Raw genomic sequence first — 16,270 nt, forward strand, 5'->3', positions numbered from 1 at the left:
CGCCTACAGCTCGTGACCCAGATCCGCGGCGAGCCGCGTCACCAGGTCGTGGGCTGCGTCGGGGATGACCGTTCCAGGCGGGAAGACGGCCGTCGCTCCCATTTCCAGCAGGGTGGGGACATCGGCCGGCGGGATGACTCCGCCGACGACGATCATGATGTCCTCGCGGCCCTCGTCCGCCAACTGCTCGCGCAGTGCGGGTACGAGGGTCAGGTGGCCGGCGGCGAGGGAGGAGACGCCCACGACGTGGACGTCGGCCTCGACGGCTTGGCGGGCCACTTCCGCCGGGGTCTGGAACAGCGGGCCGACGTCGACGTCGAAGCCGAGGTCGGCGAAGGCGGTCGCGATGACCTTCTGGCCGCGGTCGTGGCCGTCCTGGCCCATCTTGGCGACCAGGATGCGCGGACGGCGGCCCTCCGCCTCCTCGAACCGGTCGACGAGGGCGCGGGTGCGTTCCACGGACGGGGATTCGCCTGCTTCGGTGCGGTACACACCCGAGATCGTACGGATCTGGCTCGCATGCCGCCCGTACACCTTCTCCAATGCGTCGGAGATCTCACCGACGGTCGCCTTGGCGCGCGCCGCGTCCACCGCGAGGGCGAGGAGGTTGCCGTCGCCGCGCTCGGCCGCGTTCGTCAGCGCCCGCAGGGTGTCCTGCGTGACCGCCTCGTCGCGCTCCTCGCGCAGCCTACGGAGTTTGGCGATCTGCTGGGCGCGGACCGAGGAGTTGTCGACCTTGAGGACGTCGATCTGCTCGTCGGTCTCGACCCGGTATTTGTTGACGCCGATCACGGGCTGCCGGCCGGAGTCAATCCGCGCCTGTGTGCGGGCGGCGGCTTCCTCCACGCGCAGCTTGGGGATGCCCGCGTCGATGGCCTGGGCCATGCCGCCGGCGGCCTCGACCTCCTGGATGTGCTGCCAGGCGCGCCGGGCCAGGTCGTAGGTCAGTTTCTCGACGTAGGCGCTGCCGCCCCACGGGTCGATGGAGCGGCAGGTGCCGGACTCCTGCTGGAGGAGGAGCTGGGTGTTGCGGGCGATGCGCGCCGAGAAGTCGGTGGGCAGCGCGAGCGCCTCGTCCAGGGCGTTGGTGTGCAGGGACTGGGTGTGGCCCTGGGTCGCGGCCATCGCCTCGATGCAGGTGCGGGTGACGTTGTTGAAGACGTCCTGCGCGGTCAGCGACCAGCCCGAGGTCTGGGAGTGGGTGCGCAGCGAGAGGGATTTGGCGTTTTGCGGGTCGAACTGCTTGACGAGGCGTGCCCACAGGAGTCGGGCGGCGCGGAGCTTGGCGACCTCCATGAAGAAGTTCATGCCGATCGCCCAGAAGAACGACAGGCGGGGTGCGAACGCGTCCACGTTGAGGCCGACGGCCTGTCCGGCGCGCAGGTATTCCACGCCGTCGGCGAGGGTGTAGGCCAGTTCGAGGTCGGCGGTGGCTCCGGCTTCCTGGATGTGGTAGCCGGAGATGGAGATCGAGTTGTAGCGGGGCATCTTCTGCGAGGTGAAGGAGAAGATGTCGGAGATGATCCGCATCGAGGGCTTGGGCGGGTAGATGTAGGTGTTGCGGACCATGAACTCTTTGAGGATGTCGTTCTGGATGGTCCCGGCGAGCTTGTCGGGGGAGACGCCCTGCTCCTCCGCCGCCACGATGTAGAGCGCGAGAACGGGCAGCACCGCGCCGTTCATCGTCATCGACACCGACATCTTGTCCAGCGGGATCCCGTCGAACAGCTGCCGCATGTCGTAGATCGAGTCGATCGCCACGCCTGCCATGCCGACGTCGCCCGTCACCCGCGGGTGGTCGCTGTCGTAGCCGCGGTGCGTCGGCAGGTCGAAGGCGACGGACAGGCCCTTCTGGCCGGACGCCAGGTTGCGCCGGTAGAAGGCGTTGGACTCCTCGGCGGTGGAGAAGCCGGCGTACTGGCGGATGGTCCAGGGCTGGTTGACGTACATCGTCGGGTACGGGCCGCGCAGGTACGGGGCCACGCCCGGGTAGGTCTGCAGGAAGTCCAGGCCCTCCAGGTCCCGGCCCGTGTACAGCGGCTTGACACCGATGCCCTCGGGGGTCTCCCACAGCAGGTCCGCGGCCGCGGTGCCGGTGGACTCCTTCACCGCGGAGCGCCACTGGTCCTCGGAGACCCCGGCGGCGGCGGTGGGGCCGAGCGGCAGCTCGGAGAAATCGGGGATGCTCATGCCGGCACTCCCATCCGGTCGAGTACGGAGGACAGCACGGCGACGGCGTCACAGCCGGCGAAGACGTACTCGTCCACGGAAGCCTCTGCGGTACCCGGCTTGCCGGCGAGGAACACGGTCGTGGCACCCGCGGCGCGCAGGGCCCCGGCCACCGCCTCGGCCTGCTCCTCGTACAGCGCGTCGCTGGAGCAGAGCACGGCCACGCCGTCGGAGCCGCTCGCGGCGTAGGCCTCGGCGGCCGTCGCCGGGTCCACGGACACCGGGTCGTGCACCGGTTCGATGCCGCCCGCCTGGAACAGGTTCGAGGCAAAGGTGGCCCGCGCGGTGTGCGCGGCCGCCGGACCCAGTGCGGCCAGGAAGATCCGCGGCCGGGCGCCGGTCGCCGCCAGATGCGCGTCGCTGCGGGCGCGCAGCGCCTCGTAGGCCTCGTCGCGCCGCACGCGGGGCAGGCCGCCGGTGGGGCCGGCGGGGGCGGTTTCGCGGACGACGGGCTTCTCCGACAGCAGCGGGAACTCACTGACACCGGTGATCGGTTCGCGGCGCTTGGCCAGCTTCTTCGAGCGTTCGGCCCAGGTGGCGGCGAGGCGGTCGGCGACCAGCCCGGAGCGCAGGGCGGCGGCCTGGCCGCCGGCCTTCTCCAGGGTCTGGAAGAACTCCCAGGCGGCGTGGGCGAGTTCGGCGGTGAGGTGCTCGACGTAGTACGAGCCGCCGGCCGGATCGATCACGCGGGCCAGGTGCGACTCCTCCAGCAGGATGGTGGAGGTGTTGCGGGAGATGCGGCGCGCGAAGGCATCGGGCAGGCCCAGCTCGTGGTCGAAGGGGAGCACGGTGACCGCGTCCGCGCCGCCCACGCCGGCGGCCATGCAGGCCACGGTGGTGCGCAGCATGTTCACCCACGGGTCACGGCGGGTCATCATCACCGGCGAGGTCACCGCGTGCTGGAGCTGGGCGCCCGCCTCCGGGGCCCCCGAGGCCTCGGCGACACGGGCCCACAGGCGGCGCGCGGCGCGCAGCTTGGCGATCGTGAGGAACTGGTCGGCCGTGGCCGCGTAGCGGAACTCCAGCTGGCCCAAGGCCGCCGCGGTGCTCAGGCCGGCCCCGGTGAGCGCGCGCAGGTAGGCGACGCCGGTGGCCAGGGACAGCCCCAGCTCCTCGGCGGCGCTGCCGCCGGCCTCGTGGTACGGCAGGGCGTCCACGGTCAGGGCGCGGACCCCGGGCCGGCCGGCGGCGGCCTCCCGGGCCAGCTCCACGGCGTCGGCCATGTCGAGTGCCTCGCCCGTACGGGCCTCATGGCCCAGCGGGTCGGCGCCGAGCGAGGCGCGGGCCGCCTCGGGGGCCACCCCCCGCTCCGCGTACAGGTCCAGCAACGCGCGGGCGGCCGCGGCGTATTCGGCTCCGGCGTCCAGGGACACCGGAGCGAGGTCGAGGTAGACGCCGTCCAGTGCCCGGGCGAGGCCGTCGACCGGGAGGCCGCCCTGGCCCACGGGGAGCCACAGCGAGGTGACCCCGTTCTCCAGATCGGCGAGAACGGCCTCGTTCAGGCGTACGGGATCGGAGCCCGCGAGGCGCTGGCGCACGTCCCAGCCGTTCGCGGTGGTGCCTTCCGGCTTGCCGCCCCGAACGAAGGGGGCGAAGCCGGGGAAACCGGTGTCGGGAGCCGTCCCGTCGGGCGGCGCGGTGTACAGCGGGCGGGTGGTGAGCCCGTCCTCGAGTGGGGTGGACAAAGCGTCTTCTGCGGCCTCGCCGGAGGCTTCCTTGCCCGACTTGCGCAGTACGCCTTCTACAAGGCGCTGCCACTGCTCATGCGTCGCGTCAGGGAACTCGGCGGCCAGGGAGAGCCCGTCGTCAGGCAGGACCGTCATGGCTCGAATGCTAGGGGCGGCACTGGAGCGGCACCATACCGCTGGGTGTGATCTCGCACTCTCATGGCGTGCTGAAGGATCACGGAATGCCCGGCTGAGCAGCGGCGTTGCGGCTGCTTCCGACAGTACGGCCGAACCTGCGCGCGGGGTCGTGATCCGCGCCGGACGGTCGCGGACGCGCGATGTCGCCGCCGCGGCGCCGACCATCACCTCCAGGTGGCACCCACCCAAAATGCTCGCCGGCCCGGTCACGGCCCCAACCGCCGGATTGACCACATCCAACAGAACAACCCCCGCGCACCCGGGGCGCGGGGAGATCGCCCCGCGGCCGGCGCCCGCCCTACCGGTCGGCGCCGCTCCGCCCCGCCGCTTCCCGGCGCGGGCGCGCCGCGTGTCGCCCCCGGAGGCCGCCCCGGGCCACCTCCGCTTGCCGCCTTGCCGGCCGGTGCAGCGCCGCCGTCCCGCCGCGCCCCTGCGCAGCACCGGGTTGCCCGCGGGTCGCCTCGGGTGACCCCGTTTCCGTCTTGTCGGCGGCGCAGGGCCGCCCCTGGCGCGGGCGCCTGCGCAGCACCGGGTCGCCCCGGGGGCCGCCCCGGGTCACCTCCGCTTGCCGCCTTGCCGGCCGGCGCCGCGTCTCATCCCGACGCCGCTGCACGGAACCGTCTCCCGAGCCCGCCCCAATCGTCCCCCGCGCGTGCGGCGGGCAGGGCGCGGGGATGCGTCCCGGCGCGGTGTTCGGCATGCGCCCAGTGCGTTCGCTTGCCGTGCGGAGCGGGAATGGCGCGCAGCGGGTTCTCAGCCCCGGCGGCGTTTGAGGCGCGGGGGCGGGGGCGGGGGCGGAGCCCCCCGCGGCGGAGCCGCACATTCGGCACGGCAGGAAGGCGCCCCGCAGGGGCGGCGCTGCGGGGTATGGCGGGCACGTTGCGCGACCGTGAACCACGCCGCCCTCAAGCCCGACGCCCTCCCCGAGGCCCTGGCCCAGTACCGCGAGGAGTGGTTCACGCACGGAGCCGCCGACGGCTTCGACATCATGGCCCCCGTGCTGCCCGCCGGCCTGGCCGACTTCGTCGACCACGTCGTGCCGATCCTCCAGCGGCGCGGGCTCTTCCGCACCGAGTACACCGGCGCCACCCTGCGCGACCACTACGGCCTGCCGCGCCCGGCCAGCCGCCACACCCGGGAGGCGGTCACCTCGTGAGCGCGGGGCGGTCCCCGGAGGACCGCCCCCCTGCTCACGTTCGCAGAACCGTCATACCGCGTCAGACCGTCAGGACGATCTTGCCGCGGGTGCGGCCCGCGGCGCTCAGCTCCCAGGCCTTGGCCGCCTCGGCGAGCGGCAGGGCGTGCTCCACGTTGACGGTGAGCTTGCCGGCGTCGGCCAGCTCGGCGAGGAAGGTCAGGTCGGCCGTGTCGGGGCGTACCCACAGCTGGTGCGCGCCCTTGGCGGCGGCCTCGTAGTCGGCGATGGAGACCACCCGGTGGCGCTCCTTGACCAGCGACTGGAGGGTCTCGACGACATTGTCCCCGTAGAAGTCCAGGCCCGCGTCCACGCCTTCGGGCGCCAGCTCGCGGATACGGTCGGCCATGCCCTCCCCGTACAGGACCGGCTCGGCGCCGAGCGAGCGCAGGTAGTCGTGGTTGTGGGCGCCGGCCGTGCCGATGACCCGCAGGCCGAGGGCGACCGCGATCTGCACGCCGAAGGAGCCGGTGCCGCCCGCCGCGGAGTGGATGACGACGGTCTCGCCGGAGGTGAGGCCCACGCGGGTGAGGGACTGGTAGGCGGTCAGGCCGGCCAGCGGGATGCCCGCGGCCTGCTCGAAGGTGAGCTCGCGGGGCTTGCGCGCCAGCGTCCGGACGGGGGCGGTGACCAGTTCGGCGTAGGTGCCGAGCTCCACCCATTCCTTGCGGACGTAGCCGTACACCTCGTCGCCGACGGCGTAGTCGAAGGTGTCGGGACCGACCGCCTCGACGACACCGGCGACGTCCCAGCCGGGTATGACCGGGTGGCGCACTTCGAGGATCGGGTCGAGGTATCCGGCGGCGAGCTTCCAGTCCACCGGGTTGACCCCGGCGGCCTTGACGCGGACGAGGACCTCGCCCGGACCGACCTTGGGCTCCGGGACGTCAACGAGCTTGAGGGTGTCGGCAGTTCCGTATGCGTTGTACGTGATGGCCTTCATGATCGTCACCAACGGACCCCGGGCGCGCGCTATTCCTCGTTCCCCGGTCCGTCCTCGTTCCTCAGTCCGTTCCTGAGTCCGGCCTCATTCCTCAGGCCGGCAGCGTGTTGCGGTGCGAGCGCCGCCGGGCCGCGCTGAAGAGCGCCTGGATCTGGGCGCCCGACTGGTCGACGTCGTCGAGGGGCGAGGGGAAGGGCAGCCGTACGTCGCGGTGGCCGCGCCGCTCCTCCAGCCGCAGGGTGATCCCGTACCGGTCCATGGCCGCCGGCAGCGCGCGCAGGACCGCCCCGGCGGGCAGCGGGTGGACCAGGCGCAGCAGCAGGGTGACGAGGTCCGCGTGGGCGTCGAGCAGGTGCGTGAGCATGCCCGCCTCGTACGGGGCCAGCGGGTCGGGGCGGGCCGCGTCCAGCTCTTCGAGGCCGACGTACGCGAACCCGTCCGGGGTCTCCAGGACCGCCTGGCCGAATTCCACGCAGGTGGAGGCGGCCGCCTCGTCGGTGTAGGGGGTCAGCAGGCGGCCCACCACGGTGACGCGGGCGCGCACCCGGTCCCGTACGGGGGTGGGGGCGACGTCGGTGAACTCCAGCCGGATCGCGGGCCGGTCCTCGGCGTCGCCGCCGGGCTCGGCGGGGTGCAGGTGGAGGCGGCCCATCGGGTCCGTGCCGTCGAGGTGGCGGACCTCGGAGCGCAGTCCGTCGGTGACCACGGTCAGGGAGTGGGCGGCGGCCAGGACCGAACGGACCCGCTCGGCGTCGGTGGGCCGGGCGGCCGGGGAGGCCGGGGCGGCGGGGGCGGGGGCACCGGACATGCGCATGCGGATCTCTCCATCGTCCCGAGGGCAGGCAGCTGACTAAGTCTTACTTAGGCATGCCTAACCTAACCCATTGCGCTCGTGGGGAGTAGCTCGGATGGGTCGTGTCGCTGTTGGGCTGAACGGGTGAAACACGAGAGGATGGGGGGATGCACATGAAGCGCACGGCCGAGGCGGCCCGGTGAGCAGGTACGACGTCACCGACGAACAGTGGGAGGGGCTCGCGCAGGTGGTCCCCCTGCGTAGTCGCAACGAATGGCCCTCCCGGGTGGACCACCGCACGATCCCCACGGCGCCCGGAGCGTCGGCGGCGGAGCAGCGGCGCTTCGTGGTGATCCGGGTTCAGGTCTTCGCCGACGCGCGAGAGGTGGCGGAGTACCTGATCGCGCAGATCCCGGTGCTGCTCGACCTGACCGGTGCGGACAGCGAAGTCGCCAAGCGGATCCTCGACTTCAGCAGCGGCGTGGTCTTCGGGCTGGGCAGCGGCATGCACCGGGTGGACCGGAACGTCTTCCTGCTGGCGCCCGTGGGGACCGAGGTCGAGGGGATCGCGGCGGCGGCCGTCCCCCGATCGTAGGAACGTCGCGACGCCGGAACGGTTCGCCGGGCCCACGGGGGGCCCGGCGGCCCGTACCGTCCCGCGCATGAACGCCCCTCCCGAAGCCGCCGCCGCGTTATCCGCCGCCCACGAAGCCCCCGCCGCCCACGAAGCCCCGTTCCGCCCGCCCGGCCCGCCCGGCCCGCCCGCCGCGGCCCCGGCCGCGCCCACCCCGGTGGGCTTGCCCGCCCCCATGGCGTCGGCCGTGTCGGCCCCCGTTGCCCCGGTCGTGCCGGCGCCGGCCTTCGCCGGCCCCGTGTCGGCCCCAGCGGCCGCTGGGCCCCGGCCGGTGGCCCAAGTCGCCACAGGGCAGGGGCCGGCCGCCAAGGCGCCGGCGGAGCCGGCCTCCGTCGGTCCGGTCGTGCCGGCGCAGATCGGGCCCGTCGGCCTCAGGCGGACCGGAGCGCCTGCCGAGCCCGCGCCGCGGACACCGCAGCGGGTGCCGGAGCGGCGGCCCGTGGTCACCGCGCTGCGCCTCTCCGCCTTCGGACCGCACCGCGGCGCCGCCTTCCGGCTCGGGCCCGTCACCCTCTTCGCCGGTCCGAGCGGCAGCGGCAAGTCCCAGGCCCTGGCCGCCTACGAGGCACTCGCCGCGCTGGGTTCCGGAGCCGCGCTGGAGGACGCCTTCCCGGACCCGGGCCTGCGCATCCCCGACCTGGCCGTCCCCGACGCCGGGCAGCGGCGCGGATTCCGCATCGGCTGTACGGTCGACGGCCCCGCCGGGCCGGTCCGGCTCGACCTCGCCGTCCAGGCCGAGCCCGCCCTGCGGATCGTCGGCGAACGGCTCTCCCAGGACGGGCAGGTCCTGCTCGCCACCGCCCTGCGCGACCCCGGCCGCCGCTGCGTGCAAGCGGCCTGGCTGACCGGCGGCACCACCGGGGTCACCCGGGCCCCGCTGCCCGACGACCGGCTCGGCACCGCCCTGCTCCCGCTCCGCGTGGCCGGAGCCACCGCCGGCCAGCGGCAGGTCCTGGCCGCCGCCGAGCAGGTGGTCGTCGCCCTGCGCTCGGTGTTCCCCTGCGACCCCCGCCCGGAGCGGATGCGCGCCCCCGTCCCGCCGGGGGAGGGACGGCTCCTGGCCGACTGCGCCAACCTGGCCGACGTACTGCGCCGGACCCGCCACGAATGCGGCACCCGGCACGCGCTGCTGACCGAGGCGGCCCGTACGGGCTGCGCGGGACCCGTCGCCGGGCTGGAGGTACGGGCCCCCGCGGGCGGGCCCGTCACGGCGGTGCTCGAGCGCGGCCCCGCCCGGCCCGCCACGGAACTGGCCCGCCTCGGCGCCGGGGAACTCCGCTTCCTCGCCCTGGCCCTGGTCCTGCTGACCGGCCCGGGCGTGCTAGCCATGGACCCCGCCGCCGAACTGCTCTCCGCGCAGCAGGCGCTGACGGTACTGGCCGACGGCTTCGACCGCGGCCTGGACCGGCGCCAGGGCGCGGAACTGCTGCGCCTGGCCCAGCTGGCCGGCGCGCACGGCCACATCCGGCTGGTGGCGGCGGTGGGGGAGGAGCTCGCGGACACCGCCCGGACCCTCCCCGGCGTCACAGTGGTAGACCTGACCCATGAACGAGGCGAACGAGGTGAACGAGGTGAACGAGGCGAACGAAACGGCCGGGACACCCGAACCGCACGGTGAGCGGCTCGGGCAACTCCAGTGCAGGCTGGCCGACTTCGCAGCGGCGCGCGGCTGGCAGCCCTACCACACGCCCAAGAATCTGGCGGTGGCGTTGAGCGTCGAGGCGGCCGAACTGGTCGAGATCTTCCAGTGGCTGACCCCGGAGCAGTCGGCGGCGGTCATGGAGACGCCGGAGACGGCCCACCGCGTGGCCGACGAGGTGGCCGACGTCCTCGCGTATCTGCTGCAGTTCTGCGAGGTTCTCGGGGTGGATGTGCTGGATGCGCTCGCCGCGAAGATCGAGAGGAACGAGCTCCGCTTCCCTGTGACGGGGCCTCAGGCGTCACATCGTCACTCTTCGGAGTGATGGACTCTTCCACAATCACGTTTGTGTCCACATTTTCCGAATACCCCTGGCTTTACTGACTCGTTGCCCTCACTCTGGGTAGTGGTGAGAACGGCGGGATGTCGTGCGGACGGGGGACGGCATATGGATGCGGTACGGCTCATCGCGGCCGGTCGGCACGCGCTGGCACAGACCGGGGCTGCGTGGGACATAGTGGGCGAGGCCTGGCAGGCCCAGGCGCTCGCCCAGGGCGTTGGGGGCTATCTGGCGGTCATGGGGCCGCCGGAGCTGAGATCGGAGGCGCGGGGACTGGGAGAAGCGGGAAGCAGAGGCTGCGGGGTACTCGACCGGGCGGCGCTGCGAGGAGAGGGCAGCACGCCCGAGTATCCGCCGCGGGCGGCTCAGCTGACGGAGGTGTCCGATGTCCGGCAGGCGCTGCTCGGACTCCAGGCGCTGCTCGGCGAAGTGGGCATCGCCCTGGTCGGGGTGGCCTGCGGGACGGACGAGGAGGCCCTGTACTGGCAGTGCATAGAGTCGATCGATGCGGCGGACGAGTCGAGCGACCGGGTGCGGGCCCTCCTGCGCCGTATGGCGGTGCGCGAGCGGGGGTCCGCCTCGGGCGTGGCCTGAGCGAGACCGTAGAGGTGGAGGTGCCGGTGGGGGTGGGGTCCCGCCGCGCGCGACGGGACCCGCGCGGTCAGTGCGACGGGTAGGAGGGGCGCTCGCTCTCGGCGGCACGGCTGCCGGGCGTGCCGGTGGTGCCGGTGGTGGTGCCGGGCGTGCCAGTGGTGCCGGCGGCGCCGGTGGTCGTGCCGGGCGTGCGGTCCGCGGAGGACTGGAGGTCGGCGTCGAGCTGCGAGAGGTCGGCGTTCAGCGCCGCCATCAGCTCTTCCATCTGCTGGATCAGGCCCTTCGGGGCGCCGCCCTGGGCGGGTGCCGGGGACTCCTGACCGGCGTGGTCGTGTGCCGCCTGTCCGGTCTGTCCGTTCTGTCGGCAGGTCTCCGGCAGGGACTCATGGGACATGGCGGCCTCCTCGGCCCTGGCCCTTCCGAGGCGGAAGGGTGCGGTGGACGCACCGGCGAAAGGCCGCCGGCGCGCGGGCCGGGCGGTCCGGCTCCGTCCGAGCCAACGATCCCCATCCGGGCTGGTCACTGGCGGGGCTGGGGTCGGCCCGTCCCGTTGGCGCAGATTCACCCGGCCGGGGTGGCACGCGGGCGCCTCCCGGAGGCGGCCCGGGGAGGCAGGATGGGGAGCATGGATCTTCGCATTTTCACCGAGCCCCAGCAGGGCGCGAGCTACGACACCCTCCTGACCGTCGCCAAGGCCACCGAGGACCTGGGCTTCGATGGTTCTTCCGCTCCGACCACTATCTGAAGATGGGCTCGGCCGACGGCCTGCCCGGCCCCACCGACGCCTGGGTCACCCTTGCCGGCCTGGCCCGCGAGACCAGCCGGATCCGGCTGGGCACGCTGATGACCGCCGGCACCTTCCGGCTGCCCGGCGTCCTCGCCATCCAGGTGGCCCAGGTCGACCGGATGTCCGGCGGCCGGGTCGAACTGGACCTGGGAGCGGGCTGGTTCGAGGAGGAGCACAAAGCCTACGGAATCCCCTTCCCGGCGGAGCGGATGGCCAGGCTGGAGGAGCAGCTGGCCGTCATCACCGGCCTGTGGGCCACCGAGGCCGGCGCCACCTTCGACTACGCGGGCAGCCACTACCAGGTGGAGAACTCTCCCGCGCTCCCCAAGCCCCTCCAGGCCAAGGTGCCCGTCCTCATCGGCGGCCACGGAGCCCGGCGCACCCCGCGGCTCGCCGCGCGGTACGCGGACGAGTTCAACATGCCCTTCGGGTCGATCGCCGACAGCGAGCGGCAGTTCGGCCGGGTCCGGGAGGCCGCCGAGGAGGCCGGGCGCTGCTCGCCCTGGAGACCGTCCCCGATCCGGACGAGGCCGAGGCGCTGCTCACCGTCCTCGCCGAGACGGGCGCCCCGGCCTGGCTGAGCTACACCGTCGCCGGGGGCCGCACCCGCTCCGGCGCCGCCCTCCCCGAGGCCTTCGCCCTCGCCGCGCGGTCCCCGCAGGTCATCGCCGTCGGCGTCAACTGCTGCGCCCCGGCGGACGTCCTGCCCGCCCTGGCCTCGGCGGCGACCGCCACCGCCAAGCCCCTCCTGGCCTACCCCAACGACGGCTCGGTCTGGGAGGCCGCCACCCAGACCTGGCACGCCCCCGGGACCCCGACCCCCTGGCCCACCGAAGCCTGGCACGGCACGGGCGCCCGCCTCATCGGCGGCTGCTGCCGGACCGGTCCCGACCGGATCGCCGCCCTCCGCCGGAAAATAGGGGGCAGCGAGCGGCGGTGACCAGCAACAATCGGTTGTGTGTTCCTGACGATCTCCACCACCGGCTCCCCTGAACGACCCGCTACCGACCTGGGCTACCTGCTGCACAAGCACCCCGGGAAGACGCAGGCGTTCTCCACCTCCCACGGCACCGCCCACGTGTTCTACCCCGAGGCCACGGCCCAGCGGTGCACGGCCGCGCTGCTCCTGGAGGTGGATCCCGTCGCGCTCGTACGGCGCGGCCAGGGCAAGGGCCGGGGCGGGGCGCCCGACGCCGCGCTCGCGCAGTACGTCAACGACCGCCCGTACGCCGCCTCCTCGCTGCTCGCCGTCGCGCTCAGCGGGGTGTTCCGCAGCGCCCTCAAGGGCCAGTGCGCCGCCCGCCCGGAACTGCCGGAGCAGACGCGGCCGCTGCGGGTCGAGATCCCGGTGCTGCCCGCGCGCGGCGGGGCGGAGCTGGTGCACCGGCTGTTCGACCCGCTCGGCTGGGACCTCGTACACGCCGAGCCCGTACCGCTCGACCCGCAGTTCCCCGAGTGGGGGGACTCCCGTTACGTACGGCTCGTGCTGGAGGGTGAGCTGCCGCTCGCCGACGCCCTGCGCCAGCTGTACGTGCTGCTGCCCGTGCTCGACGACGCCAAGCACTACTGGATCGCCCCCGACGAGGTCGACAAGCTGCTGCGCGCCGGAGAGGGCTGGCTCGCCGCCCACCCGGAGAACGGCCTGATCAGCTCCCGCTACCTGGCCCGCCACAAGCGGCTGACCCAGGACGCCCTGGAGCGACTGGAGCTGGTCCGCCTCGCCGAATCCGACGGCAGCGAGGTCGAGGAGCTCGACAACGCGGTCGACGAGAACCGCGACACGGAAGAGCGGCCGGTGCCGCTCGCCGTACAGCGGCGCGACGCGATCCTCGCCTCGCTGCGGGCCGCCGGGGCCCAGCGGGTGCTGGACCTCGGCTGCGGGCAGGGGCAGTTGGTCCAGGCGCTGCTCAAGGACCCGGCGTACAGCGAGATCGTCGGCATGGACGTGTCCGTGCGGGCCCTGAACCTCGCGGCCAAGCGCCTGCGGCTGGAGCGGCTCGGGGAGCGCCAGAGTGCGCGCGTCCGACTGATCCAGGGTTCGCTCGCCTACACCGACAAGCGGCTGGCCGGCTACGACGCGGCCGTGCTCAGCGAGGTCATCGAGCACCTGGACCCGGAGCGGCTGCCCGCGCTGGAGTACGCGGTGTTCGGCTCGGCCCGCCCCCGCACGGTCCTGGTCACCACCCCGAACGTCGAGTACAACGTCCGCTGGGGGACCCTGCCCGCCGGGCACGTCCGGCACGGCGACCACCGCTTCGAGTGGACCCGCGAGGAGTTCCGGGCCTGGGCCGGCCGGGTCGCGGAGCGGCACGGCTACGGCGTGGACTACGTCGCCGTCGGGGACGACGACCCCGAGGTCGGGCCGCCCACCCAGATGGCCGTCTTCACCGCTGTCACGGGCGACACCGGCGAAGCCGAGGGCACCACCGGCACCACCCCCACCACCGACACCGCCACCGACACCCCGAAGGAGGGCGAGGCAGCATGACCACCGAGACGACCATCGCGACCGACGAGACCCACCGCACCCGCGTACTTCCCGTCACCGACCTGTCCCTCGTCGTCCTGATCGGGGCCACCGGATCGGGCAAGTCCACCTTCGCCCGCAAGCACTTCAAGGCCACCGAGGTCATCTCCTCCGACCACTGCCGCGGCCTGGTCTGCGACGACGAGAACGACCAGAGCGCCAGCAAGGACGCCTTCGACGTCCTGCACTACATCGCCGGCAAGCGCCTCGCCGCCGGCCGCCTCACCGTCGTCGACGCCACCAGCGTCCAGGCCGACGCCCGCCGGCAACTGGTCCAGCTCGCCCGCGAGCACGACGTCCTGCCCATCGCCATCGTCCTCGACATGCCCGAACAGGTCTGCGCCGAGCGCAACGCGGCCCGCCCCGACCGGGCCGGCCTGCCCCGCGCGGTCATCCAGCGCCACCGCCGCGACCTGCGGCGCTCGCTGCGCGGCCTGGAGCGCGAGGGCTTCCGCAAGGTGCACGTGCTGCGCTCCGTCGAGGAGGCCGAGACCGCCCAGGTCGTCCTGGAGAAGCGGTTCAACGACCTCACCCACCTCACCGGCCCCTTCGACATCGTCGGTGACATCCACGGCTGCTCCTCCGAGCTGGAGACCCTGCTCGCCAAGCTCGGCTACGAGGACGGGGTCCACCCCGAGGGGCGCACCGCCGTCTTCGTCGGCGACCTCGTCGACCGCGGCCCCGACAGCCCGGGCGTGCTGCGCCGCGTCATGGGCATGGTGAAGTCCGGCAACGCCCTGTGCGTGCCCGGGAACCACGAGAACAAGCTCGGCCGCTACCTGAAGGGCTCCAAGGTCCAGCAGACCCACGGACTCGCCGAGACGATCGAGCAGCTGGAGATGGAGCCGGAAGAGTTCGTCGAGGAGGTGCGGGAGTTCATCCGCGGCCTCGTCAGCCACTACGTCCTCGACGGCGGCAAGCTGGTGGTCTGCCACGCCGGCCTGCCCGAGAAGTACCACGGCCGGACCTCCGGCCGGGTCCGCTCGCACGCCCTCTACGGGGACACCACCGGCGAGACGGACGAGTTCGGGCTGCCGGTGCGCTATCCGTGGGCCGAGGACTACCGCGGCAAGGCCGTGGTGGTCTACGGCCACACCCCGGTCCCGAACACCGCCTGGATCAACAACACCATCTGCCTCGACACGGGCGCGGTCTTCGGCGGGAAGATGACCGCCCTGCGCTGGCCCGAGCGCGAACTGGTCGACGTACCGGCCGAGAAGGTCTGGTACGAGCCCGTCAAGCCGCTCGCCACCGAGGCGCCGGGCGGGCACGACGGGCGCCCGCTCGACCTGGCCGACGTGCACGGGCGCCGGATCGTGGAGACCCGCCACCTGGGCAACGTCAACGTGCGCGAGGAGAACGCGGCCGCCGCCCTGGAGGTCATGAGCCGCTTCGCCGTGGACCCGCGGCTGGTCCCGTACCTGCCGCCGACGATGGCGCCCACGGTCACCTCACGCGAGGAAGGCTTCCTGGAGCACCCGGCCGAGGCCTTCGAGCAGTACCGCAAGGACGGCGTCGCCCAGGTCGTGTGCGAGGAGAAGCACATGGGCTCCCGCGCCACCGTCCTGGTCTGCAAGGACGCCGACGCGGCCCGCGAGCGCTTCGGCGTCGACGGCCCGACCGGCTCCGTCTACACCCGTACCGGACGGCCCTTCTTCAAGGATCCCGAGGTCACCGAGGAGGTGCTGGCCCGGCTCCGCGCGGCGGTCACCGACGCCGGCCTCTGGGACGAGCTGGCCACCGACTGGCTGCTGGTCGACGGCGAACTCCTGCCTTGGTCCCTGAAGTCGGGCGGACTGCTGCGCAACCAGTACGCCGCCGTGGGCGCGGCCTCCGGCGCCGTCTTCCCCGGCGCCATCGCCGCCCTGGAGGCGGCCGCAGCCCGGGGCATCGACACCGGCGAACTGCTGGAGCGCCAGCGCGGCCGGGCCGCCGACGCGGCCGCCTTCACCGACGCCTACCGCCGCTACTGCTGGACCACCGACGGGCTGGACGGCGTACGGTTCGCGCCGTTCCAGCTGCTGGCGGCGGCCGGCCGGTCGCTGGCCGCCGTATCCCACGACGAGCAGCTGTTCTGGCTGGACCGGCTCGTCGAAGCCGACGGCGCCGGCAAGCCTGCCGGCACCGGGCTGTTGCGCCGCACCGGCCGGATCCTGGTGGACACCGCGGACGAGGAGTCCGTACGGGCGGGCACCGACTGGTGGCTGGAGCTGACGGCCGCCGGCGGCGAGGGAATGGTCGTCAAGCCGCTCCAGGCCTACGCCCGGGACGGCAAGGGCCGCCTGGTCCAGCCCGGGGTCAAGGTGCGCGGACGCGAGTACCTGCGGATCATCTACGGTCCTGAGTACACACGGCCCGACCACCTGGAGAAGCTGCGCGAGCGGCACCTCGGGCACAAGCGCTCCCTCGCCCTGCGCGAGTACGCGCTCGGGCTGGAGGCGCTGGACCGGCTGGCGGACGGGGAGCCGCTGTGGCGGGTCCACGAGGCCGTCTTCGCGGTGCTCGCCCTGGAATCGGAGCCGGTCGACCCCCGGCTCTGACCGGCGGGGGCTCCGGCGCTCCGCCCCTCCCGCGCGCCCGTCAAGCCGGGACCGCGGGAGGGCCGCCCATTAGGTCGTATGGGGGAACTTTGGGGGAGAACTCCGGGAAACCCACCAGCGGGATCGTTCATCCAGGGCAGCGGAATGTCCGCGACCCTGGAAGGACGGAACGTCACCTATGAAG

The 16,270-nt window shown here is 73.4% G+C and carries 12 protein-coding genes and 2 pseudogenes; 9 read left to right on the plus strand and 5 right to left on the minus strand.

Annotation, left to right across the window (positions count from 1 at the left end; genetic code table 11):
• Positions 1-3 precede the first annotated feature (3 nt).
• Both scpA and J7E94_RS14170 read right to left on the minus strand, forming a co-directional pair.
• Entirely contained in the window at positions 4-2,190 is a 2,187-nt protein-coding gene (gene scpA / locus J7E94_RS14165) for a methylmalonyl-CoA mutase (protein WP_215015509.1), read from the minus strand.
• On the minus strand, positions 2,187-4,052 hold the full coding sequence (locus tag J7E94_RS14170; protein ID WP_215015511.1) for a methylmalonyl-CoA mutase family protein: 1,866 nt from the start codon (positions 4,050-4,052) through the stop codon (positions 2,187-2,189). The genes scpA and J7E94_RS14170 overlap by 4 nt, the downstream gene beginning before the upstream one ends.
• Before the next feature lie 982 nt (positions 4,053-5,034).
• Between J7E94_RS14170 and J7E94_RS14175 the strand changes: the two are divergent.
• Positions 5,035-5,250: pseudogene (locus J7E94_RS14175) on the plus strand (LLM class flavin-dependent oxidoreductase); the annotation flags it as partial.
• 61 nt (positions 5,251-5,311) lie between these two features.
• Here J7E94_RS14175 and J7E94_RS14180 read toward each other — a convergent pair.
• Positions 5,312-6,232, minus strand: a complete 921-nt coding sequence (locus tag J7E94_RS14180; protein WP_215015513.1) for an NADP-dependent oxidoreductase — start codon at positions 6,230-6,232, stop codon at positions 5,312-5,314.
• 91 nt (positions 6,233-6,323) lie between these two features.
• A complete protein-coding gene (locus J7E94_RS14185) occupies positions 6,324-7,046 on the minus strand; it encodes a DUF2470 domain-containing protein (RefSeq protein ID WP_215015515.1) in 723 nt (240 codons plus the stop codon).
• A 178-nt stretch (positions 7,047-7,224) separates the two neighbouring features.
• Here J7E94_RS14185 and J7E94_RS14190 point away from each other — a divergent pair, with 178 nt between their 5' ends.
• The 4 genes from J7E94_RS14190 to J7E94_RS14205 all read left to right on the plus strand — a co-directional run bounded on the left by J7E94_RS14190 (position 7,225) and on the right by J7E94_RS14205 (position 10,232).
• On the plus strand, positions 7,225-7,620 hold the full coding sequence (locus J7E94_RS14190; RefSeq protein WP_053691438.1) for a cell division protein SepF: 396 nt from the start codon (positions 7,225-7,227) through the stop codon (positions 7,618-7,620).
• A gap of 214 nt (positions 7,621-7,834) precedes the next feature.
• On the plus strand, positions 7,835-9,277 hold the full coding sequence (locus tag J7E94_RS14195) for an ATP-binding protein (RefSeq protein WP_251056653.1): 1,443 nt from the start codon (positions 7,835-7,837) through the stop codon (positions 9,275-9,277).
• On the plus strand, positions 9,204-9,623 hold the full coding sequence (locus J7E94_RS14200; RefSeq protein ID WP_215015517.1) for a nucleotide pyrophosphohydrolase: 420 nt from the start codon (positions 9,204-9,206) through the stop codon (positions 9,621-9,623). The genes J7E94_RS14195 and J7E94_RS14200 overlap by 74 nt, the downstream gene beginning before the upstream one ends.
• A gap of 123 nt (positions 9,624-9,746) precedes the next feature.
• On the plus strand, positions 9,747-10,232 hold the full coding sequence (locus J7E94_RS14205) for a DUF6099 family protein (protein WP_215015519.1): 486 nt from the start codon (positions 9,747-9,749) through the stop codon (positions 10,230-10,232).
• Positions 10,233-10,299: 67 nt separating this feature from the next.
• Here J7E94_RS14205 and J7E94_RS14210 read toward each other — a convergent pair whose 3' ends face one another.
• On the minus strand, positions 10,300-10,626 hold the full coding sequence (locus J7E94_RS14210; RefSeq protein WP_215015563.1) for a hypothetical protein: 327 nt from the start codon (positions 10,624-10,626) through the stop codon (positions 10,300-10,302).
• 231 nt (positions 10,627-10,857) lie between these two features.
• On the opposite strand from J7E94_RS14210, the pseudogene J7E94_RS14215 reads away from it, so the two are divergent.
• The 4 genes and pseudogenes from J7E94_RS14215 to J7E94_RS14230 form a co-directional block, all read left to right on the plus strand.
• Positions 10,858-11,513, plus strand: a pseudogene (locus J7E94_RS14215) (LLM class F420-dependent oxidoreductase); the annotation flags it as partial.
• A 44-nt stretch (positions 11,514-11,557) separates the two neighbouring features.
• Positions 11,558-11,959, plus strand: coding sequence for a homocysteine S-methyltransferase family protein (locus J7E94_RS14220; protein ID WP_374224440.1), 402 nt, complete (start codon positions 11,558-11,560; stop codon positions 11,957-11,959).
• A gap of 18 nt (positions 11,960-11,977) precedes the next feature.
• Entirely contained in the window at positions 11,978-13,507 is a 1,530-nt protein-coding gene (locus tag J7E94_RS14225) for a 3' terminal RNA ribose 2'-O-methyltransferase Hen1 (protein ID WP_215015521.1), read from the plus strand.
• A complete protein-coding gene (locus J7E94_RS14230) occupies positions 13,504-16,086 on the plus strand; it encodes a polynucleotide kinase-phosphatase (RefSeq protein WP_215015523.1) in 2,583 nt (860 codons plus the stop codon). Before J7E94_RS14225 ends, J7E94_RS14230 begins: the two co-directional genes overlap by 4 nt.
• Positions 16,087-16,270: the final 184 nt, after the last annotated feature.

The organism is Streptomyces sp. ISL-94 (assembly GCF_018614075.1).
Lineage (GTDB): Bacteria > Actinomycetota > Actinomycetes > Streptomycetales > Streptomycetaceae > Streptomyces.

Excerpts from the sequence above, each read along its gene's own strand:
- scpA (WP_215015509.1), bottom strand. The coding sequence starts at position 2,190 with ATGAGCATCCCCGATTTCTCCGAGCTGCCGCTCGGCCCCACCGCCGCC.
- J7E94_RS14170 (WP_215015511.1), bottom strand. The coding sequence starts at position 4,052 with ATGACGGTCCTGCCTGACGACGGGCTCTCCCTGGCCGCCGAGTTCCCT.
- J7E94_RS14180 (WP_215015513.1), bottom strand. The coding sequence starts at position 6,232 with ATGAAGGCCATCACGTACAACGCATACGGAACTGCCGACACCCTCAAG.
- J7E94_RS14185 (WP_215015515.1), bottom strand. The coding sequence starts at position 7,046 with ATGCGCATGTCCGGTGCCCCCGCCCCCGCCGCCCCGGCCTCCCCGGCC.
- J7E94_RS14195 (WP_251056653.1), top strand. The coding sequence starts at position 7,835 with ATGGCGTCGGCCGTGTCGGCCCCCGTTGCCCCGGTCGTGCCGGCGCCG.
- J7E94_RS14200 (WP_215015517.1), top strand. The coding sequence starts at position 9,204 with ATGAACGAGGCGAACGAGGTGAACGAGGTGAACGAGGCGAACGAAACG.
- J7E94_RS14205 (WP_215015519.1), top strand. The coding sequence starts at position 9,747 with ATGGATGCGGTACGGCTCATCGCGGCCGGTCGGCACGCGCTGGCACAG.
- J7E94_RS14210 (WP_215015563.1), bottom strand. The coding sequence starts at position 10,626 with ATGTCCCATGAGTCCCTGCCGGAGACCTGCCGACAGAACGGACAGACC.
- J7E94_RS14230 (WP_215015523.1), top strand. The coding sequence starts at position 13,504 with ATGACCACCGAGACGACCATCGCGACCGACGAGACCCACCGCACCCGC.